15 protein-coding genes are annotated in these 17,263 nt (G+C 59.9%); 6 read left to right on the top strand and 9 right to left on the bottom strand.

What is annotated here, in order from left to right; translation table 11 throughout:
* Window positions 1-27: 27 nt before the first annotated feature.
* Window positions 28-933, top strand: coding sequence for a hypothetical protein (locus tag ACUIAD_RS03590; RefSeq protein WP_445343698.1), 906 nt, complete (start codon window positions 28-30; stop codon window positions 931-933).
* Here ACUIAD_RS03590 and ACUIAD_RS03585 read toward each other — a convergent pair.
* A complete protein-coding gene (locus ACUIAD_RS03585) occupies window positions 912-1,577 on the bottom strand; it encodes an HD domain-containing protein (protein WP_445343697.1) in 666 nt (221 codons plus the stop codon). The two genes, ACUIAD_RS03590 and ACUIAD_RS03585, sit on opposite strands and share 22 nt — an antisense overlap.
* A 232-nt stretch (window positions 1,578-1,809) precedes the next feature.
* Here ACUIAD_RS03585 and zwf point away from each other — a divergent pair, with 232 nt between their 5' ends.
* The 3 genes from zwf to pgl all read left to right on the top strand — a co-directional run bounded on the left by zwf (window position 1,810) and on the right by pgl (window position 5,166).
* Complete coding sequence (zwf, locus tag ACUIAD_RS03580; protein ID WP_445343792.1) at window positions 1,810-3,291, top strand: glucose-6-phosphate dehydrogenase; 1,482 nt, start codon at window positions 1,810-1,812, stop codon at window positions 3,289-3,291.
* Entirely contained in the window at window positions 3,288-4,295 is a 1,008-nt protein-coding gene (locus tag ACUIAD_RS03575) for a glucose-6-phosphate dehydrogenase assembly protein OpcA (RefSeq protein WP_110451570.1), read from the top strand. Before zwf ends, ACUIAD_RS03575 begins: the two co-directional genes overlap by 4 nt.
* Window positions 4,296-4,374: 79 nt before the next feature.
* Window positions 4,375-5,166 carry a 6-phosphogluconolactonase gene (pgl, locus tag ACUIAD_RS03570; protein WP_445343696.1) on the top strand — a complete coding sequence of 264 codons (792 nt, stop codon included), beginning with the start codon at window positions 4,375-4,377 and terminating at the stop codon, window positions 5,164-5,166.
* Between the two features lie 380 nt (window positions 5,167-5,546).
* Here the strand turns inward: pgl and ACUIAD_RS03565 are convergent, their stop codons facing one another.
* The 5 genes from ACUIAD_RS03565 to ACUIAD_RS03545 all read right to left on the bottom strand — a co-directional run bounded on the left by ACUIAD_RS03565 (window position 5,547) and on the right by ACUIAD_RS03545 (window position 9,497).
* Window positions 5,547-5,699, bottom strand: a complete 153-nt coding sequence (locus ACUIAD_RS03565; protein WP_445343695.1) for a hypothetical protein — start codon at window positions 5,697-5,699, stop codon at window positions 5,547-5,549.
* A gap of 338 nt (window positions 5,700-6,037) precedes the next feature.
* Window positions 6,038-6,268, bottom strand: coding sequence for a hypothetical protein (locus ACUIAD_RS03560; RefSeq protein WP_445343694.1), 231 nt, complete (start codon window positions 6,266-6,268; stop codon window positions 6,038-6,040).
* A gap of 220 nt (window positions 6,269-6,488) precedes the next feature.
* The gene (locus ACUIAD_RS03555; protein ID WP_445343693.1) at window positions 6,489-7,178 is read right to left on the bottom strand and encodes a FadR/GntR family transcriptional regulator; all 690 of its coding nucleotides are present in this window, start codon (window positions 7,176-7,178) and stop codon (window positions 6,489-6,491) included.
* Window positions 7,179-7,302: 124 nt separating this feature from the next.
* Window positions 7,303-8,142 carry an alpha/beta fold hydrolase gene (locus ACUIAD_RS03550; RefSeq protein WP_110451566.1) on the bottom strand — a complete coding sequence of 280 codons (840 nt, stop codon included), beginning with the start codon at window positions 8,140-8,142 and terminating at the stop codon, window positions 7,303-7,305.
* A gap of 35 nt (window positions 8,143-8,177) precedes the next feature.
* On the bottom strand, window positions 8,178-9,497 hold the full coding sequence (locus tag ACUIAD_RS03545) for a GntP family permease (protein WP_445343692.1): 1,320 nt from the start codon (window positions 9,495-9,497) through the stop codon (window positions 8,178-8,180).
* A gap of 426 nt (window positions 9,498-9,923) precedes the next feature.
* Between ACUIAD_RS03545 and ACUIAD_RS03540 the strand changes: the two genes are divergently transcribed.
* Together ACUIAD_RS03540 and gnd are read left to right on the top strand one after the other, a co-directional pair.
* Window positions 9,924-10,586 (top strand): gluconokinase, encoded by a 663-nt coding sequence (locus ACUIAD_RS03540; protein WP_110451564.1) that lies wholly within the window; start codon window positions 9,924-9,926, stop codon window positions 10,584-10,586.
* Window positions 10,587-10,672: 86 nt separating this feature from the next.
* Complete coding sequence (gene gnd / locus ACUIAD_RS03535) at window positions 10,673-11,551, top strand: phosphogluconate dehydrogenase (NAD(+)-dependent, decarboxylating) (protein ID WP_445343691.1); 879 nt, start codon at window positions 10,673-10,675, stop codon at window positions 11,549-11,551.
* A gap of 433 nt (window positions 11,552-11,984) precedes the next feature.
* Here the strand turns inward: gnd and gndA are convergent, their stop codons facing one another.
* The 3 genes from gndA to ACUIAD_RS03520 form a co-directional block, all read right to left on the bottom strand.
* Window positions 11,985-13,451 (bottom strand): NADP-dependent phosphogluconate dehydrogenase, encoded by a 1,467-nt coding sequence (gndA, locus tag ACUIAD_RS03530; protein ID WP_445343690.1) that lies wholly within the window; start codon window positions 13,449-13,451, stop codon window positions 11,985-11,987.
* A 112-nt stretch (window positions 13,452-13,563) separates the two neighbouring features.
* Window positions 13,564-15,885, bottom strand: coding sequence for a KUP/HAK/KT family potassium transporter (locus ACUIAD_RS03525; protein ID WP_110451561.1), 2,322 nt, complete (start codon window positions 15,883-15,885; stop codon window positions 13,564-13,566).
* A gap of 176 nt (window positions 15,886-16,061) precedes the next feature.
* Window positions 16,062-17,018, bottom strand: a complete 957-nt coding sequence (locus ACUIAD_RS03520) for a TatD family hydrolase (RefSeq protein ID WP_110451560.1) — start codon at window positions 17,016-17,018, stop codon at window positions 16,062-16,064.
* Window positions 17,019-17,263: the final 245 nt, after the last annotated feature.

Below are 17,263 nucleotides of genomic sequence, written 5' to 3'. Positions count from 1 at the left end.
ACGCATGAGGAGTGGATACCCCGGGTCATGACCGAACAGTTAAAAGCCGACCAAGTCGAACACGCCGATTTTTGCAATAAAGATCCACGTCGTCAACCGGGAATCATCCTGCACCATCACTATGGGTTTGGACCCATTCGGGAGGTCGGTGCCAAAGAAGCTGTGTGGATCACCCCTGGTCTGCTGATCGCCCAGAACGCCTGGCTGGCCTCCCATGGCCGTCCCTCCTGGCTCCTGTCAGCCCCACCGACCAGATGGCTGGATGAGCTGGACGAGTCCCTGACTGGACGCAGGATTCTGACCGTAACGGCTGAAGCCATTCTGAACTGGCGTCGACTGCCATCGGACTTGGGGCAGCGACCCTGGTCACAGCTGGCCGACGGTCGGGTATCAGGCCTGCCTGCAGCCCGACGAAATCTTGAAGACCTGCAGAATGCTCTGCGGGCAGCCCCTCCTCAATCACTGATTCGCATTCAGACCCACTTGCCCGATATCCATGAGGAATGGCGGATCATCGTCGACAGGGGCCGGATCGCGGCCTCCAGCGGATACTGCCTGCATGAGGGCGAAGACTCCAGAGCCATTACCACAATCTTCGATGGTGCCGTCTTTGATCCCAGGCATCGAACGATTGCCGAGGACTGCGCCCTCCAGGCAGCTAGGAGTCGGTGCTCCGCTCCCATCAGCGTGGATCTGGCCTTCCTCCGCAGCTCGGATCGGCCTCTCGTTCTGGAGGGAAACCCTGTCTGGTGCGCATCCCCTTATGCTTATGGGCCACAGGGCATGGCCTCTTTTCTGAAAGCCGTGGCCGCCTGCCGGACCGATCCAGTCGACCCCTACCAGCCAGACCCGTGGATGCTGCGTGAATTCGGTGGTCGCTTCCGGAGTTCCTGGGGGCTGGTTCGGCCGGATCAGACGATGGTCATGCCATAGTGCTTGGCCAGGGGCTGCAGATCCGGCACCCCGTACCGGGCGACCAGCTGCCTCCAGCGGGCCAGGTTGTCGGGACCATACTTGGCCGTGCGCTTGGCAGCAGTGGGCTCGGAGACGAAGATAGGCGGCTGGTGTTTGCTGTGGAACTTGTCCGCATACATGACCACCTCCTGCTCGGGGTTGACCGGCAGATAGTCGTCAGGCGGCAGGTTCAGGTGCTCCTCCTCAACCTGGCGGCGGGTCAGTCCCACTCCAGTGTGGTTGCGGGCGAACTGGGCCACCGATTCATCCACTCCAGCATCCAGCAGCAGTCGATAGCCCTCCAGCCCATGTTCGATGTACCGCTCGCCTTGGAAAGCCAGGGGCCGGCCCTGTGAACCGTCGTCCTTGAGAATCCGATAGGTGCCGATGTCGTGCAACAGGGCGCCTGTGCGGACCAGGTCACGGTCCAGCGGCCGCTCGGGCAGGACCCCTTCAGGGTCATCGCCACGAAGCAGACGCTCGTTGACCTGGTCGGCCATACGCACCGCGAGCGCGGCAATGATCTGGCAGTGGGTATGTATCAGTTCATAGGCGGCTTGGGAGGGCGCATACTGACGGTGCAGGGCCTCAGCCATGGGAACATTGGGAATCATACCGACCATTCTAGGGATCCCCTCCTCAAATGTGACCTTTGCGACGCTTATCACACTTCAGCGGACAACGAACCCTGCCCCCCTGCCGCCGACAGTAGACTAGGAATCACGGTATTTCACGAGGAGCACTATGGACACTTCATCACTTGCGCGCTCCGCCGACCGGCCCGCTCCTCCCGATGAGGACGGCTCCCGGCAGGCGCCCTGGCGCAATCCCCTGCTGGATCCGCGCGATCTGCGCATGCCGCGCATCGCGGGACCCAGCTCTCTGGTCATCTTCGGCGTCACCGGCGATCTGGCCAAGAAAAAGCTCTTGCCGGCCGTCTATGACCTGGCCAACCGGGGACTGCTTCCAGCCAGTTTCGGGCTGATCGGATTCGGACGGCGCGACTGGAGCGACCAGCAGTTCGTCGCCTTTGCCGAGGAGAACGTCCGCGCCCACTGCCGAACCCCCTTCAACGATTCAACATGGCGGCATCTGAGCCAGGGCATGCGCTTCGTCAAAGGCAGCTTCGACGACTCCGAAGCCTTCCACCGCCTGTCGTCCACAGTATCGGAGCTGGACCGGGTCCGGGGCACCCGCGGCAACCACGCCTTCTACATGTCGGTGCCCCCCAAGGCCTTTCCGCAGGTGGCTCGCCAGCTGGCCGAGTCGGGACTCTCCCACTCCTCTCAAGGGGCTTGGCGCCGCGTCATCATCGAGAAGCCCTTTGGCCACGACCTCGCTTCCGCCAAGGAGCTTGACCGGGTGGTCTCTGAAGTCTTCGAGCCTGATTCGGTCTTCCGCATTGACCACTATCTGGGCAAGGAGACCGTGCAAAACATCCTTGCCCTGCGCTTCGCCAACATGATGTTCGAGCCGGTTTGGAACTCCAACTACGTCTCCCACGTGCAGATCACCATGGCCGAGGACATGGGCATCGGCGGCAGAGCCGGCTACTACGACGGAATCGGCGCAGCCAGGGACGTCATCCAGAACCACCTCCTGCAGCTGATGGCCCTAACCGCTATGGAGGAGCCGGTCTCCTTCTCGGCGTCAGACCTGACGGCCGAGAAAACCAAGATTCTTTCCGCAGTCCGCATTCCCAAGGATATGGCGGCCCACACCGCCAGAGGCCAGTACACAGCCGGATGGCAGGGCTCCCAGCATGTGGTCGGCTACCTGGATGAGGACGGCATCGACCGCTCCTCCACCACCGAGACCTATGCGGCCATCAGACTTGATGTGGACACTCGCCGTTGGGCGGGCGTCCCCTTCTATCTGCGCACAGGCAAGCGCTTGGGCAAGCGGGTCAGCGAGATCGCCATCGTCTTCAAGCGTGCCCCCCACCTGCCCTTCGAGGCCACAGCCACCCGGGAGCTAGGCGCCAACGCCGTAGTCATCCGCGTACAGCCCGATGAGGGCGTGACCCTGCGCTTCGGGGCCAAGACCCCTGGCTCGGCCATGGAGGTGCGCGACGTCAACATGGACTTCTCCTACGGGCGTTCCTTCACCGAAGCCTCCCCTGAGGCCTATGAGCGGCTGATCCTGGACGTGCTCCTAGGCGACCCTCCCCTCTTCCCAACCACCGAGGAGGTCGATCTGTCCTGGAAGATCCTGGATCCGATTGAGGAGTTCTGGGCAGGACAGGGCCAGCCCCAGCCCTACCGCGCCGGCACCTGGGGTCCGCGGGAGGCTGATCAAATGCTGGCTCGCGACGGATACCACTGGAGGATGCCATGATCGTCAGACTGAACAACACCACCACCTCCGCCATCGCCCGGGAGATCGACGAGCTCCACGTGGAGCGAGGAGAGGCCGCCCAGGGACGAGTGCTGACCCTGGTTATCATCACCGAGCAGGCCCATCTGGAGACGGCCTTGGAAACCGTAAACGCCGCCAGCCGGGAGCACCCCTGCCGCGTCATCGCCATAGTGACCAATGCCGAAGACCATCAGGCCGAACAGGAGGCGGACAAGAGGATCGCTGCAGCACAGCTGTCCGAAGATTGCGTCTCCTACAAGAGCACCGACCACGACGGCGATCGCACGCTGGATGCCGAGATCCGCTTCGGCTCGGATGCCGGCGCTGGCGAGGTGGTTGTGCTCAGGCCTGTGGCGGCTCTGCTGGACCATTCCGACGCCCTGGTCATCCCCCTCTTGGTACCGGATGCCCCTCTGGTGGTCTGGTGGCCCGCCAACCCGCCTCTGGATCCATCGCAGGACCCTATCGGAGCCATGGCCGCCAGCAGAATCACCGACGCGATGGAAGCCGACGATCGCCAGGCTGCCTTTGCCGGGCTGCTTGCCCATTCGAGCGCCAAGGACGTGGATCTGTCCTGGACCAGTGTCACCATCTGGCGGGCACAGCTGACCTCCATGGTGCAGCAGCCGCCTCACCTGCCCATCCGTTCGGTCAGGGTGACCGGCCAAGCCCACTACCTGCCATTGGAGCTGTTGGCCTCCTGGTTGGCCTTGAAACTTAAGGTGCCGGTCTCCGTTGAGCGCGACCCGCAGGCCCAGGCCGTCACTGGCGTCTACTTCGAACGCCCCGACGGGGTCATGAGCATGGAGCGCCACAATGACGACCAGGCACGAATCAACCAGCCCGATCAGACCCCACAGACCATCTCCATGCCCCTGCGCTCTGCCGTGGACTGCATGAGCGAGGAGCTCGGCCGGTTGGACCCTGACGAGGTCTACCAGGAGGTCATCCACGCCGGCTGGGAAATGGTCGACCACCAGTAGACCCCGTGGCGATTCAATTCATGTACAAACGCCTTGGTGTAGGCTGAGGCAAGCATCACCTGCATGCAAGGAGGATCAGATGGCCGAGCGTCGTACTGTAACCTACGCCACAACCGAGTTGCTTAATCAGGCTACCGCAGACCGCATTCTGCTGGAGCTGGGAGACCTGCTGGCCCGTCAGGACCGAGCCGACTTGGCACTGACCGGCGGGCGGGATGCGGCGGATGTCTATGCCCGGATGGGCGCAGATCCTCTAAGCCGGAGCGTGGACTGGAGCCGGGTCCACCTCTGGTGGAGCGATGAGCGGTTCGTGGGCCTGGAGGATCCGGATCGCAACGACGAACAGGCACGACGAGCCTGGTACGGCTCGCTCATCGATCAGGGATTGCTGCCGCAGGCCAACGTGCATCCTATGCCTGTGGACACCCGCAGCCCAGCTCAGGTGGAGGCCGCCGACCAGGATGAGAACATACAGGCCCTGACCAAGGCTGCAGCCGCTTATCAGCAGGAGATCATCGACCAGCTCGGCTCTGATGGCCGCATGGATCTGGCTGTCTTCGGCGTGGGCCCCGACGGCCACTATGCATCGCTTTTCCCCGATCGCCCCGAGGTCAGGCTGCAGGATGATGATCTGCTGGTGACGGGTGTCAACAACTCTCCCAAGCCCCCCCCGCTCAGGGTCACCATGACCACGCCGTTCATCCGCCGAACTCCCAAGGTCTGGCTCTTTACATCAACTGCCGAAAAGGCTTCGGCCGTGGCCGCCGCCTTGGGAGCCACAGACGACCCGCATGTCCCCTCCTCTTATGCCAGGGGTACCGTGGAGACCCTCTGGCTCCTGGATGCCGATGCCGCCTCGGGGCTGCACTGAGTTTCGACGTACAGAAGATGCGCACATGTAAACAATTCAAAACTTCAAACTTTGCTTATCTACAAGACGCTGAAATTTTCAGGCCCATCCGCATCAACGGCTAAAAGCGCAAAAATGTTCCAGCTGCCTGATGGTCACTCGGTCTGGGAGCATGAACACCGACAGAGTGCGCGAGGATCTGCCCAGCAGCGCAAAAGAGCCCGTATAGCGCTATCGAGCAGCCGAGAACATTCAGCAATGCGCTCTAGCCGAGGCCGGGCTCTCCCACGATTGCGGCCTTCTCGCCCTCGGCGACCGTCAGCGAGAAATGTTCAAAAAGAGTGATTCAAGATGATCCCCTCTTAATGTTTTGCGATCCAGGTTGAGATCGATGACCTTGTTTATTGCTGCAGCACACCCAATGCGTTAGGAACATGCCTGAGCCTCCAGGTGATTAATTGAGCGACCGGGGCAACCAGCAAAAGCTCAAACAGCGATGCTGCAAGCAAGGCCAGCCAGTCCATCCTGATCATTCCCCACAAGCCATAGACCATGAACGAAGCATCCTTCCCTCGCCAGGAACCGCGTCTTGAATAAGCTGCCGGCGACAACAGCAACCAATGCAATCATGGGAAGACCCGCATAATATACCGACGAAGTCTGCTATAGCTCAGCCCCACCTTCAGATTGATTGTGAAATCGCGCATCATCACGCGCACGCTGATCAGCGCGCTCCAGGCTGACGGCACAATAGCGAGAACAAGGAGCATGCCGGAAGCCATGATCGGAAAACGCAGGGAAGAGACAAAATAATCGTTGTAATAGTCAATGCTGTCCTGCTGGCTGTAAAAGCTAGACTTGGCCCCGATCTCTTATTGTTGATATAAGCGCCTTATTCGGGCACGTCCGCACGATCCGTATCTGCTGGAGCGAGATCCGTGAGCGCGTTGACATGAAAACTGACGTCGGCCTGTTCGACGAAAGCCTTGGTGACGGGCACGACTACCGAGAACTTGTAGTACAGCTGCGCATCAAGCGCATAAAGGTGTGAATGCACCGAATTCTCGGCAATGACACCGACGGCATTCACCATCACTTCTCGCAGGAGGGCAGGCTCGTGCATCTTGAATCAAGCTCCAGACGATCAGGTTATCCCAGACTGCGCCGGTAACCTTGGTGTGCGCTGCAACTCCGTAAAGCAAAAGCCTGACGCTGCAAGTACAGTGAAAGAACCTAATTGCTAAGCGAATTTGGCTGCGCACCATGACAAGGGTCAAGCCGCGAGCCTTTGGCCGATTAACGCTTGCCTCTACTCGTTGATGGACCAATACGCACAGGCCATATCAGCTGCTCTGCTGTCTGGTCATCCGTGCAATAGCCGTATCCGACTCATCCACGATTTGACGCATGGCCTCTTCGGCAGCAGTCCCATCTCCTTGACGGATGTATGCGGCCACATCCCCATGCAAGCGAAGCGCCCGCTCATTTGCCCGCTCGGGCATCAGTTCATGCTTGGTGCGTCCTTGCAGAATCGCTGCGATGACCTTGCGCAGGGCTGCAAACATACTGTTACCTGACGAGCAGAGCAAGGTGGAATGAAATCGCTCATCAGCCTTGAGATATTCGGGACTAGTGGCCTGTTGACTATATGCAACCATGTCAATCGATGCCTGTGTCAATGCCGCCCAATCATTAGCTGTGGCCTGTGTAGCAGCTAAACGGGCAGCCAAAGGCTCCACACCAGCACGCAATTGTGAGAGCTCGTGCAGAGTCTGCGCTCGCTGTGGCCCTCGGAGTCTCCAATCGATAATCTGAGGATCGAAGATGTTCCACATGTCATGAGGATTGACTCGTGCGCCAGACTTGCGTTTGACGACCACTAGACCCATGGCCTCCAGCACCCTCGTCACTTCACGCGTGACTGTGCGCGAGGGAGAGGTATCGCCAACATCAGGCTCCGGCAGATGTTCACCTACGCCTATGTTCCCGCTGACGATACCCATCCCCCACTCATCGAGCAATTGATCATGCATGGATCTGGCAGCATGAGAACCCGTTTTGTTCATATGAGTCGTCATACCGTCAGCATATCAACCGCTCTTTGCGGTTATTTGAAAATCATCCGATAAAGCCTCCACTTCGCCTCCGTCGCTGCTATCAGTCAGCGTGCTCAATAAATTCTTTGACCAGGCCGGCATACTCGTCCGGCCTGTCTTTGCGTGTCTCATGGGATGCGTTCAACCGATGAGCGTCAGCTTCAGGAACTGCAGCTCGCACTCGTTGCATGCACTCTTCAGAAATTACCGAGCCTAAATTCGGATCACCAGCCACTAGCAGGAAAGGCATGCGCAAATCAGGCAATGACTCTGGAGTCGCGGCAGTTCGCCAGTTATGCTGCCTGTTCACAAATTCGATATCGACATCCAGCTTGGCGTCCAGCCATGTACCTGCATCGACAGGATCCCAGGCACGCGTTTTGTTCCAGCCGTCAATCAGCAGTTCGCCAGCGCTCCAACGCTTGATTTGCCGAGCTCTGCCCATAAGCATGAGGGGGAAACCATTGTCATCGGCCTCAACCTCCCCGGCTACCCATGCAGGCTCGTCTAGGATCAGCCGAGATACCAAATCCGGCCTTTCCAAGGCAACCAGGTGAGCTACGACTCCCCCCATCGAGTGCCCCACGAGGATTATCGGTCCAGCATGCATGTCCTCAATGGCTGAGATGGCTTGATCAGCCAGGGTCTCCATCCTGAAATCGCCGTCAAGCAATGGGGTCTTGCCATGAGCATTCTGATCCAAAGCTACAATGGAACGTTCTGCTGGCATCCGACTAGCGAAGGTGGACCAGCATCGTCCTGAATCATATACCCCATGGAGGGCCACTATCGTGCTTTTTTCAGCGTGTTCGGGGGATGCTGTCGCTTCCCAGCGCCAAGCGCTAAGCTGGCCATATCGCTCATGAACAGGCATTGCCGTTCTTCTATTTACATCCGACATCGCTACTTCCTCTCATTCAACGCTTTTGCCATTGCTTAGAAAATCACCCAGCAACAAGCCACCATCGCGAGTCCGAGCACTGAGGCAATGCATGAACCCAGCGACCAAGTCTTGAACGTCTGCCCCACGGTGAGCCCGAAGTACTCCTTGACCAGCCAGAAACCTGCATCATTGACATGGCTGAGGAAACCGGAACCTAGTCCTATAGCGAGCACAAGCAGGCTCAGATGCACAGGGTCGAGGCCGACAGCCAGCTGAGAGACCAGTCCGACAGCAGTCAGGGCGGCAACGGTAGCGGAGCCAGTAGCCATTCGAATAAGAGCCGCTACAATCCAGCCCATCAGGAAGGCAGACAGACTCAAAGCGCCAGCCAGCTTAGCAACCACTCCGCCAGCACCGATATCCACCAGGGTCTGCTTGAAACCGCCGCCGGCGCCGACAATCAGCAAGACCCCGGCAATGGGTGCGAAAGAGCCGCCTACAACATCCATGATCCTCTTCCAGGACATTCCGCCAGGCAGACCAAGAGTGAAGAAAGCAGCAATGACAGTCACCAGCAAAGCCACCAGAGGGGTACCCAGGAAACCGATAATCGAAAGCAATGGCGTATGCCGGTTAGGCAGAGCAATCTCGCACACGGTGTTCAACAGCATCAGGATGACGGGCAGCAAAATCGTGACAATCACCATGAAGCCCTTTGGCTTAGGACGATCGGGATTCTGCTCGTCACTGTCATCCTCAGGCGCATAGACAGGAGCAAAACGAGCAAGTATGGGGGAAACGACTGGCCCCATGACCAGAATCAGCAGCAGAGCGATTGGCAGTCCGAACATCATCGTCAAACCCAAATCAGCATGCAGAGCATCGACAACAGCTAGAGGACCGGGATGCGGAGGCACCAAAGCATGCATTTCACCAAGTCCGAAGAGCATAGGCAGGCCGATCAGCATGACCGGGAGCTTGGAACGGCGGGCGATAAGCAAGGCCAGAGGCACCAGCAGCACAACACCGATTTCGAAGAACATGGGAATGCCGATAATGGCGGCAATCAGAGCCACTAATAAAGGCAGCAGCTTTTTGTTGCTGACTTGGAGCAAACGATCCACCAAGGTGTTGGCTCCACCTGATTCAAGCAATAGGTTGCCTACAATGGCACCAAGTGCCACCAAGGCACCCACACCACCCATTGTCGATCCGAATCCGCTGGTGAACGACTCCATTGATTTCGTAGCGGGCACTCCAACGCCTATTGCCAGAGTAAGCGAGGAGACCAGCAAAGCTATGAAGGGGTGCACTTTTGCCCATGCAATCAGGAGCACAATCAGAGCAATCGCTATCAGAGCCCAAGTAATCAATCTAGGGGTGCTTGCGACGACTGGCGCTGCTTTTGCTGCGCCAGCTGCAAACGTTTCAATATTGGACATCATCATCCTCCGAAGAATAGGCATCCTAAGATGCTTACCATCACATACCACCTTGTAGCAGTAGTTTCATTGACGCTTTCATACTATAAATAGTATTAAAAGTATCAATTATTAATATATATACTACTTAATAATCAAATTCTAAAATCAAGTGTGCGTTTTTGCAAACACGCTTTCGAATTAACACAATTAAGTACTATTTAATATTAGTATAGTGATATGTTGTATGAATATAACTATGTGAGACATACGGCTAACTAAACCTAGCCCGCACAAATAATGGTTACTGCCGAGCCACCGCCGAGTATCCAGGAGCTGGGGATGCCCCAAACGCGAATAGCAGTGAAAGGAAACAACATGGATTCACCCCATTCAACGAAGACGAGGCATGCAGGGTCCGCCACAGTTCCTGCGGTGGTAGACGACACAGTACCACAAGGGTATTTGGATGCAGCGACGCCGGTTCTGGTCATCATGGGAGTCTCCGGCTGCGGCAAAACCACCATGAACGAGCACCTCGGCAGCAAACTGGGTTGGGACATGGCCGAGGCCGACGACTTCCATCCCCAGGCCAACATTGACAAGATGGCCCATGGCGTCCCTCTGACCGACCAGGACCGATGGCCTTGGCTGGACAGCATCCACAATTGGATCGCGGACCATATACGCCGGGGTGTGCCCGGGACCGTTACCTGCTCAGCCCTGAAAAGGATCTATCGTGATCGACTGCGAATGCCAGGCGTGGTCTTCATTCATCTCAGCGGAGACTACGACTCCATCATGGAACGGCTCTCCAAGCGGCAGGGCCATTTCATGAAGCCGCAGATGCTGCGTTCCCAGTTCGACACCCTGGAGCCCTTGGGGCCGGACGAGGTCCACCTGACCATTGACGTGGGCCTGCGCATGTCTCCCGAAATCGAAGCAGAGGAGGTCATCGACACTCTAGGCCTGCAGTGCGATGTCAAGGCGCACGCCGTCCAGGTCCATACTGAACGCGCCCGGCAGGTAGCCCGCCAGTAGCGCCGGCAATTCGGCCCGACCGCGGCCAACCTCCAACCATCGCGGTCAGCATCAACTGTTGCAGTCAAGGGAGAGGAACTGACATTATGAAGATCGGCATGATCGGACTGGGACGCATGGGCAAGAACATGGCAGACCGCCTGCGCTCCGGCGGCCACCAGGTGGTCGGCTACGACATCGCCCCAGACTCGGGCAGGGATGTGGACAGCCTGCAAGCTCTGGTACAGGCACTTGAGACCCCCCGGGTGATCTGGGTCATGGTACCAGCCGGCAAACCCATCGAGTCCACTCTCGCTCAGCTGGGAGAGCTGATGAAGCGCGGCGACCTGGTCGTGGATGGGGGCAACACCCGCTTCACCCAGGACCAGGAGCATTCCAAGGCCCTGGCCACTCAAGGCATAGGACTGGTGGATGTGGGCACCTCCAACGGCATCTGGGGCAAGGAAAAGGGCTACGCGCTGATGGTCGGCGGCTCGGATCAGGATGTGGCCCGAATCCGGCCCATCCTGGACACCTTGAAACCTGAAGGGGACTACGGTCTGGTCCACGCGGGAGGAACCGGCGCTGGCCACTATGCCAAGATGGTCCACAACGGCATCGAATACGGGATGATGCAGGCTCTGGCCGAAGGGTACGCGGTTCTTGAGGCCTCCGACCTGATCAAGGAGCCAGGCGAAGTAATCGAATCCTGGCGCAAGGGCTCGGTCATCCAGTCCTGGCTGCTGGACCTGCTGGCCCAGGCGCTGAAAGAGGACCCACACCTGAGCGAAATCGCCGGCAAGGCCGATGAGACCGGCGAAACCAAATGGATGATCGCGGACGCCCTGGAGCTGGGAGTGCCCACACCGGCCATCACCTCGGCTCTCTATGCCCGTCAATCCTCCAAAATCGAGGACCCCATGACCATGAAGGTGGTATCCGCTCTGCGCAGCGCCTTCGGCGGCCACCCCATCGTCAAGGAGTGACCAAGTCCCGGGCCGGATAACATCAGCATCCAACCTGCGGATGAACCTAGACCGTGGCGCCGTCATCAACAAAATCCGAGGGGCGAAATAACTCCGCTTCGGCAATCATCGCCCAGCCTGCCCTGGACGAACTGCGGCAGGCCGCGGATCCAGCCGCCCCGGCCCGGCAAACAGGTAAATGCAGTGGTTTCCCGTAACCAGGATCCCCTGACATGATCGTTTTTGAACAGCACTGACAAGAGCGACCTGGCCCGCAGGACGGCGGATGCTCACTCTGGCCCTCTACGGAGAGTCGATGAAGTTCAGCCCCCACCGGACGGCTGCCGGTTGGCGGTCCGGGAAACCCCATAGCCAAGATCTGATGACAGGGTGACAAAAGGGTCCGCACAGCCGTTTTAACGGCTGTGCGGACCCTTTCGATTCCGGCGAAAGCTCAGTCCTGCTTGATCTCGGACTTGTCCTCGGCCCAGAGGGTGTGGAAGGCGCCTGGCTGATCCACGCGCCCATAGGTGTGAGCGCCAAAGAGGTCGCGCTGGCCCTGAATCAGAGCGGCAGGGAGCCGATCGGAACGCAGTCCGTCGTAGTAGGACAGGGAGCTGGCGAAGACTGGAATGGGGATGCCAGCCTGGGTGGCGCTGGCCACGACACGCCGCCATGAATCCTGGGCCTGCTCAACCGCCTGCTTGAAGAAGGGGTCGAAGAGCAAGGAGCCCGGCTCACGACCAGAGGCATAGGCGTCGGAGATCCGATTCAGGAACTTGGCTCGAATGATGCAGCCGCCGCGCCAGATGCGGGCGATGGCACCCATATCCAGCTTCCAGCCGTAGACCCGGGCGCCCTCCTGCATCTCGTTGAACCCCTGAGCATAGGCCACGATCTTGGAGGCGTACAGAGCCTGGCGAATGTCCTCGATGAAGGACTTGCGAGCGTCGGGGTCGGCAGCCAGGTCACCCATGACAGCCTTGGGCTGAGGACCTTTCAGACCCTCCTGGGCCGCCTGGCTGCGCAGCTCGGGCGAGGAGGAGAGGCCCCGAGCAAAGACGGCCTCGCCAATGCCGGTCACCGGCACTGCAAGATCCAGTGCGGTCTGCACGGTCCAAGTGCCGGTGCCCTTCATGCCGGCCTGGTCGGTGACGATGTCGATGAAGGGCTTGCCGGTGGCAGCATCGGTGTGATGGAGCACCTCAGCGGTGATCTGCACCAGGTAGGAGTTCAGATCCCCCTGGTTCCACTCCTCGAAGACCTGGGCGATGGCCTCGGGCTCCATGCCCAGGCCCCTGCGCATCAGGTCATAGGACTCGGCGATCACCTGCATATCGGAGTATTCGATGCCGTTGTGAACCATCTTGACGAAGTGGCCCGCACCGTCAGTGCCGATGTGCGTGACGCAGGGTTCGTCATCGACCTTGGCGGCGATGGACTCCAGGATGGGCCCCAGGGTCTTCCAGGACTCATCGGTCCCGCCAGGCATCATGGAGGGTCCCAGCAGGGCGCCCTGCTCCCCTCCGGAGACGCCGCAGCCCACGAAGTGCAGCCCACGGGCCCGAATGGCCTTCTCCCGGCGGATGGTGTCCTTGAAGTAGGCATTGCCGGCATCAACGATGATGTCTCCAGGCTCCATCAGGTCAGCCAGGTCATTGATCATCTGGTCGGTGGGCTCCCCGGCCTTGACCATGATGATGGCCGTGCGAGGCTTGGTCAGCGAGGCCACGAACTCCTGCAAGGTCTTGGCCGGAACGAAGCTGCCTTCCTGGCCATGGTCGCGGATGAGGGTCTCGGTACGCGAATAGTGGCGGTTGTAGACTGCCACGGTATTGCCGTGCCGGGCCAGGTTCCTAGACAGGCTGGCACCCATGGCGGCCAGACCCACGACTCCGATATTGGCTTGAGCTTGTGTCATCACATCACCTTTCGACGGTAGCCCGGAAAGGCCGGGCACCAGGTTCCATGCCCTCAATTCTATGGCCCGCACCCGATTTGGGCCAAGGCCCATAGGGTGAGATTCCACTCACTCAGTCCTTGTGACGCTTGCCGCCCTTGATCTTGCGTGATGGCAGAACCACGCGCGTCAGCTTGGGAACCGCCCGGGTGGAGACGAACAGGGGCTGCACCTCAACGATGGGGTTGTAGGGAGCCAGACCGAACCACTTGATCGGTGAGCCCGCCACCTTGCGGATGGCGTACTTGACCTTCAGCGAGAGAGCGCCACGGGAGTCGATCTTGGACTCGGGCATCAGGGCCTTGTGGACCAGCACATAGGTGACTGTGCCGATCTGCGGGTCCTCGTCCACCTTGGGGTAGATGGAGGGCTGCTTGGGCAGCTCGCCGCTGTCGATCAGCTCGTGCATGATCTGGTGCAGGTAGGTGGCCACATTCTGGTCCACCTTGAAGCCCAGCCTCATGCGCACGCGGAAGAGATAGTTGGTGCCGAAGTTCTCCACCGAGTACTTGCGAGTGTAGGGGGCGTCCGTGGTCTGGACCGACACCGCCCACCAGGCCCGGGCCCGCTTGGGCCGGTTGGCGAAGATGGAGAAGAAGATGTCGGTGTCCAGCCGCCGCATCTCCGCGTCCGAGGTCAGATAGACCAGGTTGTCCGCATAATAAGGGACGCGGAAGTCGTTGTGGAGCATCTCCAAGGCGGGCAGGCACTCCTTGGCCGTCATATGCCGCCGCTGCGAGCGCTCCACCTTGGTGCCCACGTCCCAGGTGTACATGATGTAGAGGATGGCTGCGGTCAGCAGCATAGTGAACCAGCCGCCGTGCATGAACTTGGCCATGGAGGCCATGAAGAAGAGGATCTGGATGGCCAGGAAGACCACAGCAAAGAGCAGGGAAAGCATACGCTTGCCGTCATGCCAGATGTAGTCAGCCAGCAGAACGGTCGTGGTGATCATGGTCACCGTCAGAGCCAGTCCGTAGGCGGCCGAGATATGCTCGGAATCCTTGAAGATGGCCAGCACCGTCAGCGTGGCCGCACATAGGACCCAGTTGATGGTGGGGATGTAGAGCTGGCCACGGGTACGAGCCGGGTAGCGCACCTGCAGGTGGGGCATCCAGTTGAGCCCGGTGGCCTCTGAGACCATGGTGAAAGCGCCCGTTATCAGGGCCTGCGAGGCGATGACGCCGGCAGTCACCGACAGAAGCACCGCCACGTAGCGCACGGTGGTGGGCATCATCTGGAAGAAGGGGTTGAGCCCGTCTACGCCCTGCAAGGCCTTATTGTCACGGTTGCGCAGAATCCATGCTCCCTGGCCGAAGTAGTTGAAGACCAGGGCGACGTTGATAAAGGGCCAGGTGGCGTAGATGTTGCCGCGGCCCACGTGGCCCATATCGGAATAGAGGGCCTCGGCTCCCGTAGTCGACAGGAAGACCGTGCCCATGATGGTCAGGCCAACGGGATTCTGCGGGCTGAAGAGGAAGCGGATCCCATACACCGGATTCAGGGCCTCGAAGATGGACCAGTCGTTGCCTATGCAATAGATGCCGATCAGGGCCAGGAAGGCGAACCAGACCATCACTACGCTGCCGAAGACCTTGCCTATCCGCTCGGTTCCGCGGGATTGGACCGCAAACAGGATCAGAATGATCACGAAGGTGATGACCATGGTCAGGTTCCCGTTTTCACGGAATATGGGAGTCAGGACGGGGATGGTCTTGAGACCTTCGACTGCCGAGGATATGGAGACCGCCGGAGTCAGCACAGAATCAGCCAGGAAGGCCGCGCCGCCGACCATGGCCGGTATGGCCAGCCATTTGCCGTAGTGCCGGACCAGGGTGTACAGGGCGAAGATGCCGCCCTCGCCCTTGTTGTCGATGCGCATAGCCACTAGGACGTATTTGACTGTAGTGATCAGGGTAATGGACCAAAAGACCAGGGAGAGCATGCCCAGCACGGCCACCCTGTCCACACGGGCCATGCCGCCCTGCCCGGCCACGAAGGCCTGCATGGTGTACAGGGGCGAGGTGCCGATGTCCCCATAAACCACGCCCAAGGCCACGATGCACATGCCTAAGCTGATCCTGTCGGGCGAGGACTGCACCCGTCGCCACCAGCGGCCCAGAGGCCCCTTTGGCGGAGTGCGGCGACGCTGGGCCGCCCGCTGCGCCTCGCGTCGGACCCGCTTGAGCTCGTTCTCCTCCTCCCGGGTACGGGATTTGGCCGAAATCCTGGGAGCCTTGGTGAAGCTTTCCTGGGGAAGTATCGATTCTTTCGTCAAGCGACCCTCACTACGGGCCGCAGTCGGCTTCGCCGCCTTTTCACCGGATAACCGGGGTGGTTCGTCAGCGCCCCTGCCATCATCCTGAGCCGCCAACTCATGCCGCTCATCCGCCATAGAGCCCTCCATCGGCCAAAGCCTTCACTCATCTACTTCCGGGTGCCGTATGTTGCTGTTTTTTGCACACGTGCGACGACTACCGTAGCACTCTCCCCCCACACTTGGCAGGAGCGATTCAGAGCGCGACACAGTATTAGCCTAATCCCGGCCTGACACCGTCCGCCGGACATCCCTCACAGTCCGTAAGCCCGACGCGTGGTGGCCGCCGTCGCTTGGGCCACCTGGTCCAGAGAGCAGTCCAGAGCATCGGCCATAGCCCGCAGGGTGTAGGGGATCATGTAGGGGGAATTGGTGCGTCCCCGGTAGGGCATAGGGCTCAGATAGGGCGCATCGGTCTCCACCATGATGTGGTCCATGCCGACCACCGACAGGGCCTGGCGGATTCCCTCGTTGCCCTTGTAGGAGACCGTCCCCGAAAAACTCAGGTACCAGCCGTGTTCGGCGGCCACCTGGGCCATCTGCGCATCACCAGAATAGGAGTGGAAGATCGTGCGCTCAGGAGCGCCGTCCTCCAGCAGAGTCTCGATGACCTGCCGATGGGCGTCGCGATCGTGAATCTGCATGGGCAGGCCCAGCTCCTTGGCTAGAGCGATGTGATCGCGGAAGGCCTGCCGCTGGATCTCTTCGCCCCCCTGACCGGTTCGGAAGAGGTCCATGCCCGTTTCCCCAATGGCCACCACCTGTTCAGGATATGCGCGAGCCAGGCGGGCGACCTCCTCGAGCGCCTGCTCAAAAGAAACCTCGTGCCAGGGCTGATATTTCAGGGGCAGTCCGTCCGGCCCCGGCACCCCTCGATGTCCATGCAGAACGGCTTCATTGGGATGGATGGCCAAGGCCGCGTGAACGACCCCAGGATGGGCCAGGGCCAGGTCCACAGCCGTCTGCAGGTGGGGCAGCTCGCAGCCCACGTCGATGGCCCCGAGCACGCCCACAGCTCGCGCCCTTGCCAGCTGCTGGTCGACCGTACGGACGGGGACCGGATCCTGCCCGCGCTCCCTGGCCTGCCGGTCCATCTCCTGGGCGAAAGGAACCACGGAGGCCATGTGGGTGTGATCGTCGATGACCCCAATGCCTTCGGGCAGCGGCTCGGGGTCAGGAGCCCAGCTGCGATCGCGGTGATGCCTGCTCATGGTCCACAGTCTAGGGACCCGTGCGGTCCAACCCGCGCCCCGCCCGGACGGCCGCCTCTGCCAAAGGGAGTGGCGGCAGTGTACAGGCAGTCATGTCGATACCTCGCATGAATAAAATCCGACGGATATGCATGGTTACCTCAATAGGTGCGTCAACTTATACCGCAAGCGGGAAGACAGCAGCAATAACCTAGGACGGGATCACAGACCAATCAGAGCCGGGTATCTTCACTTTCTGGTTTTTG

This window comes from Bifidobacterium sp. ESL0819, assembly GCF_052606245.1.
This window is presented reverse-complemented; position numbering and strand designations above follow the sequence as displayed.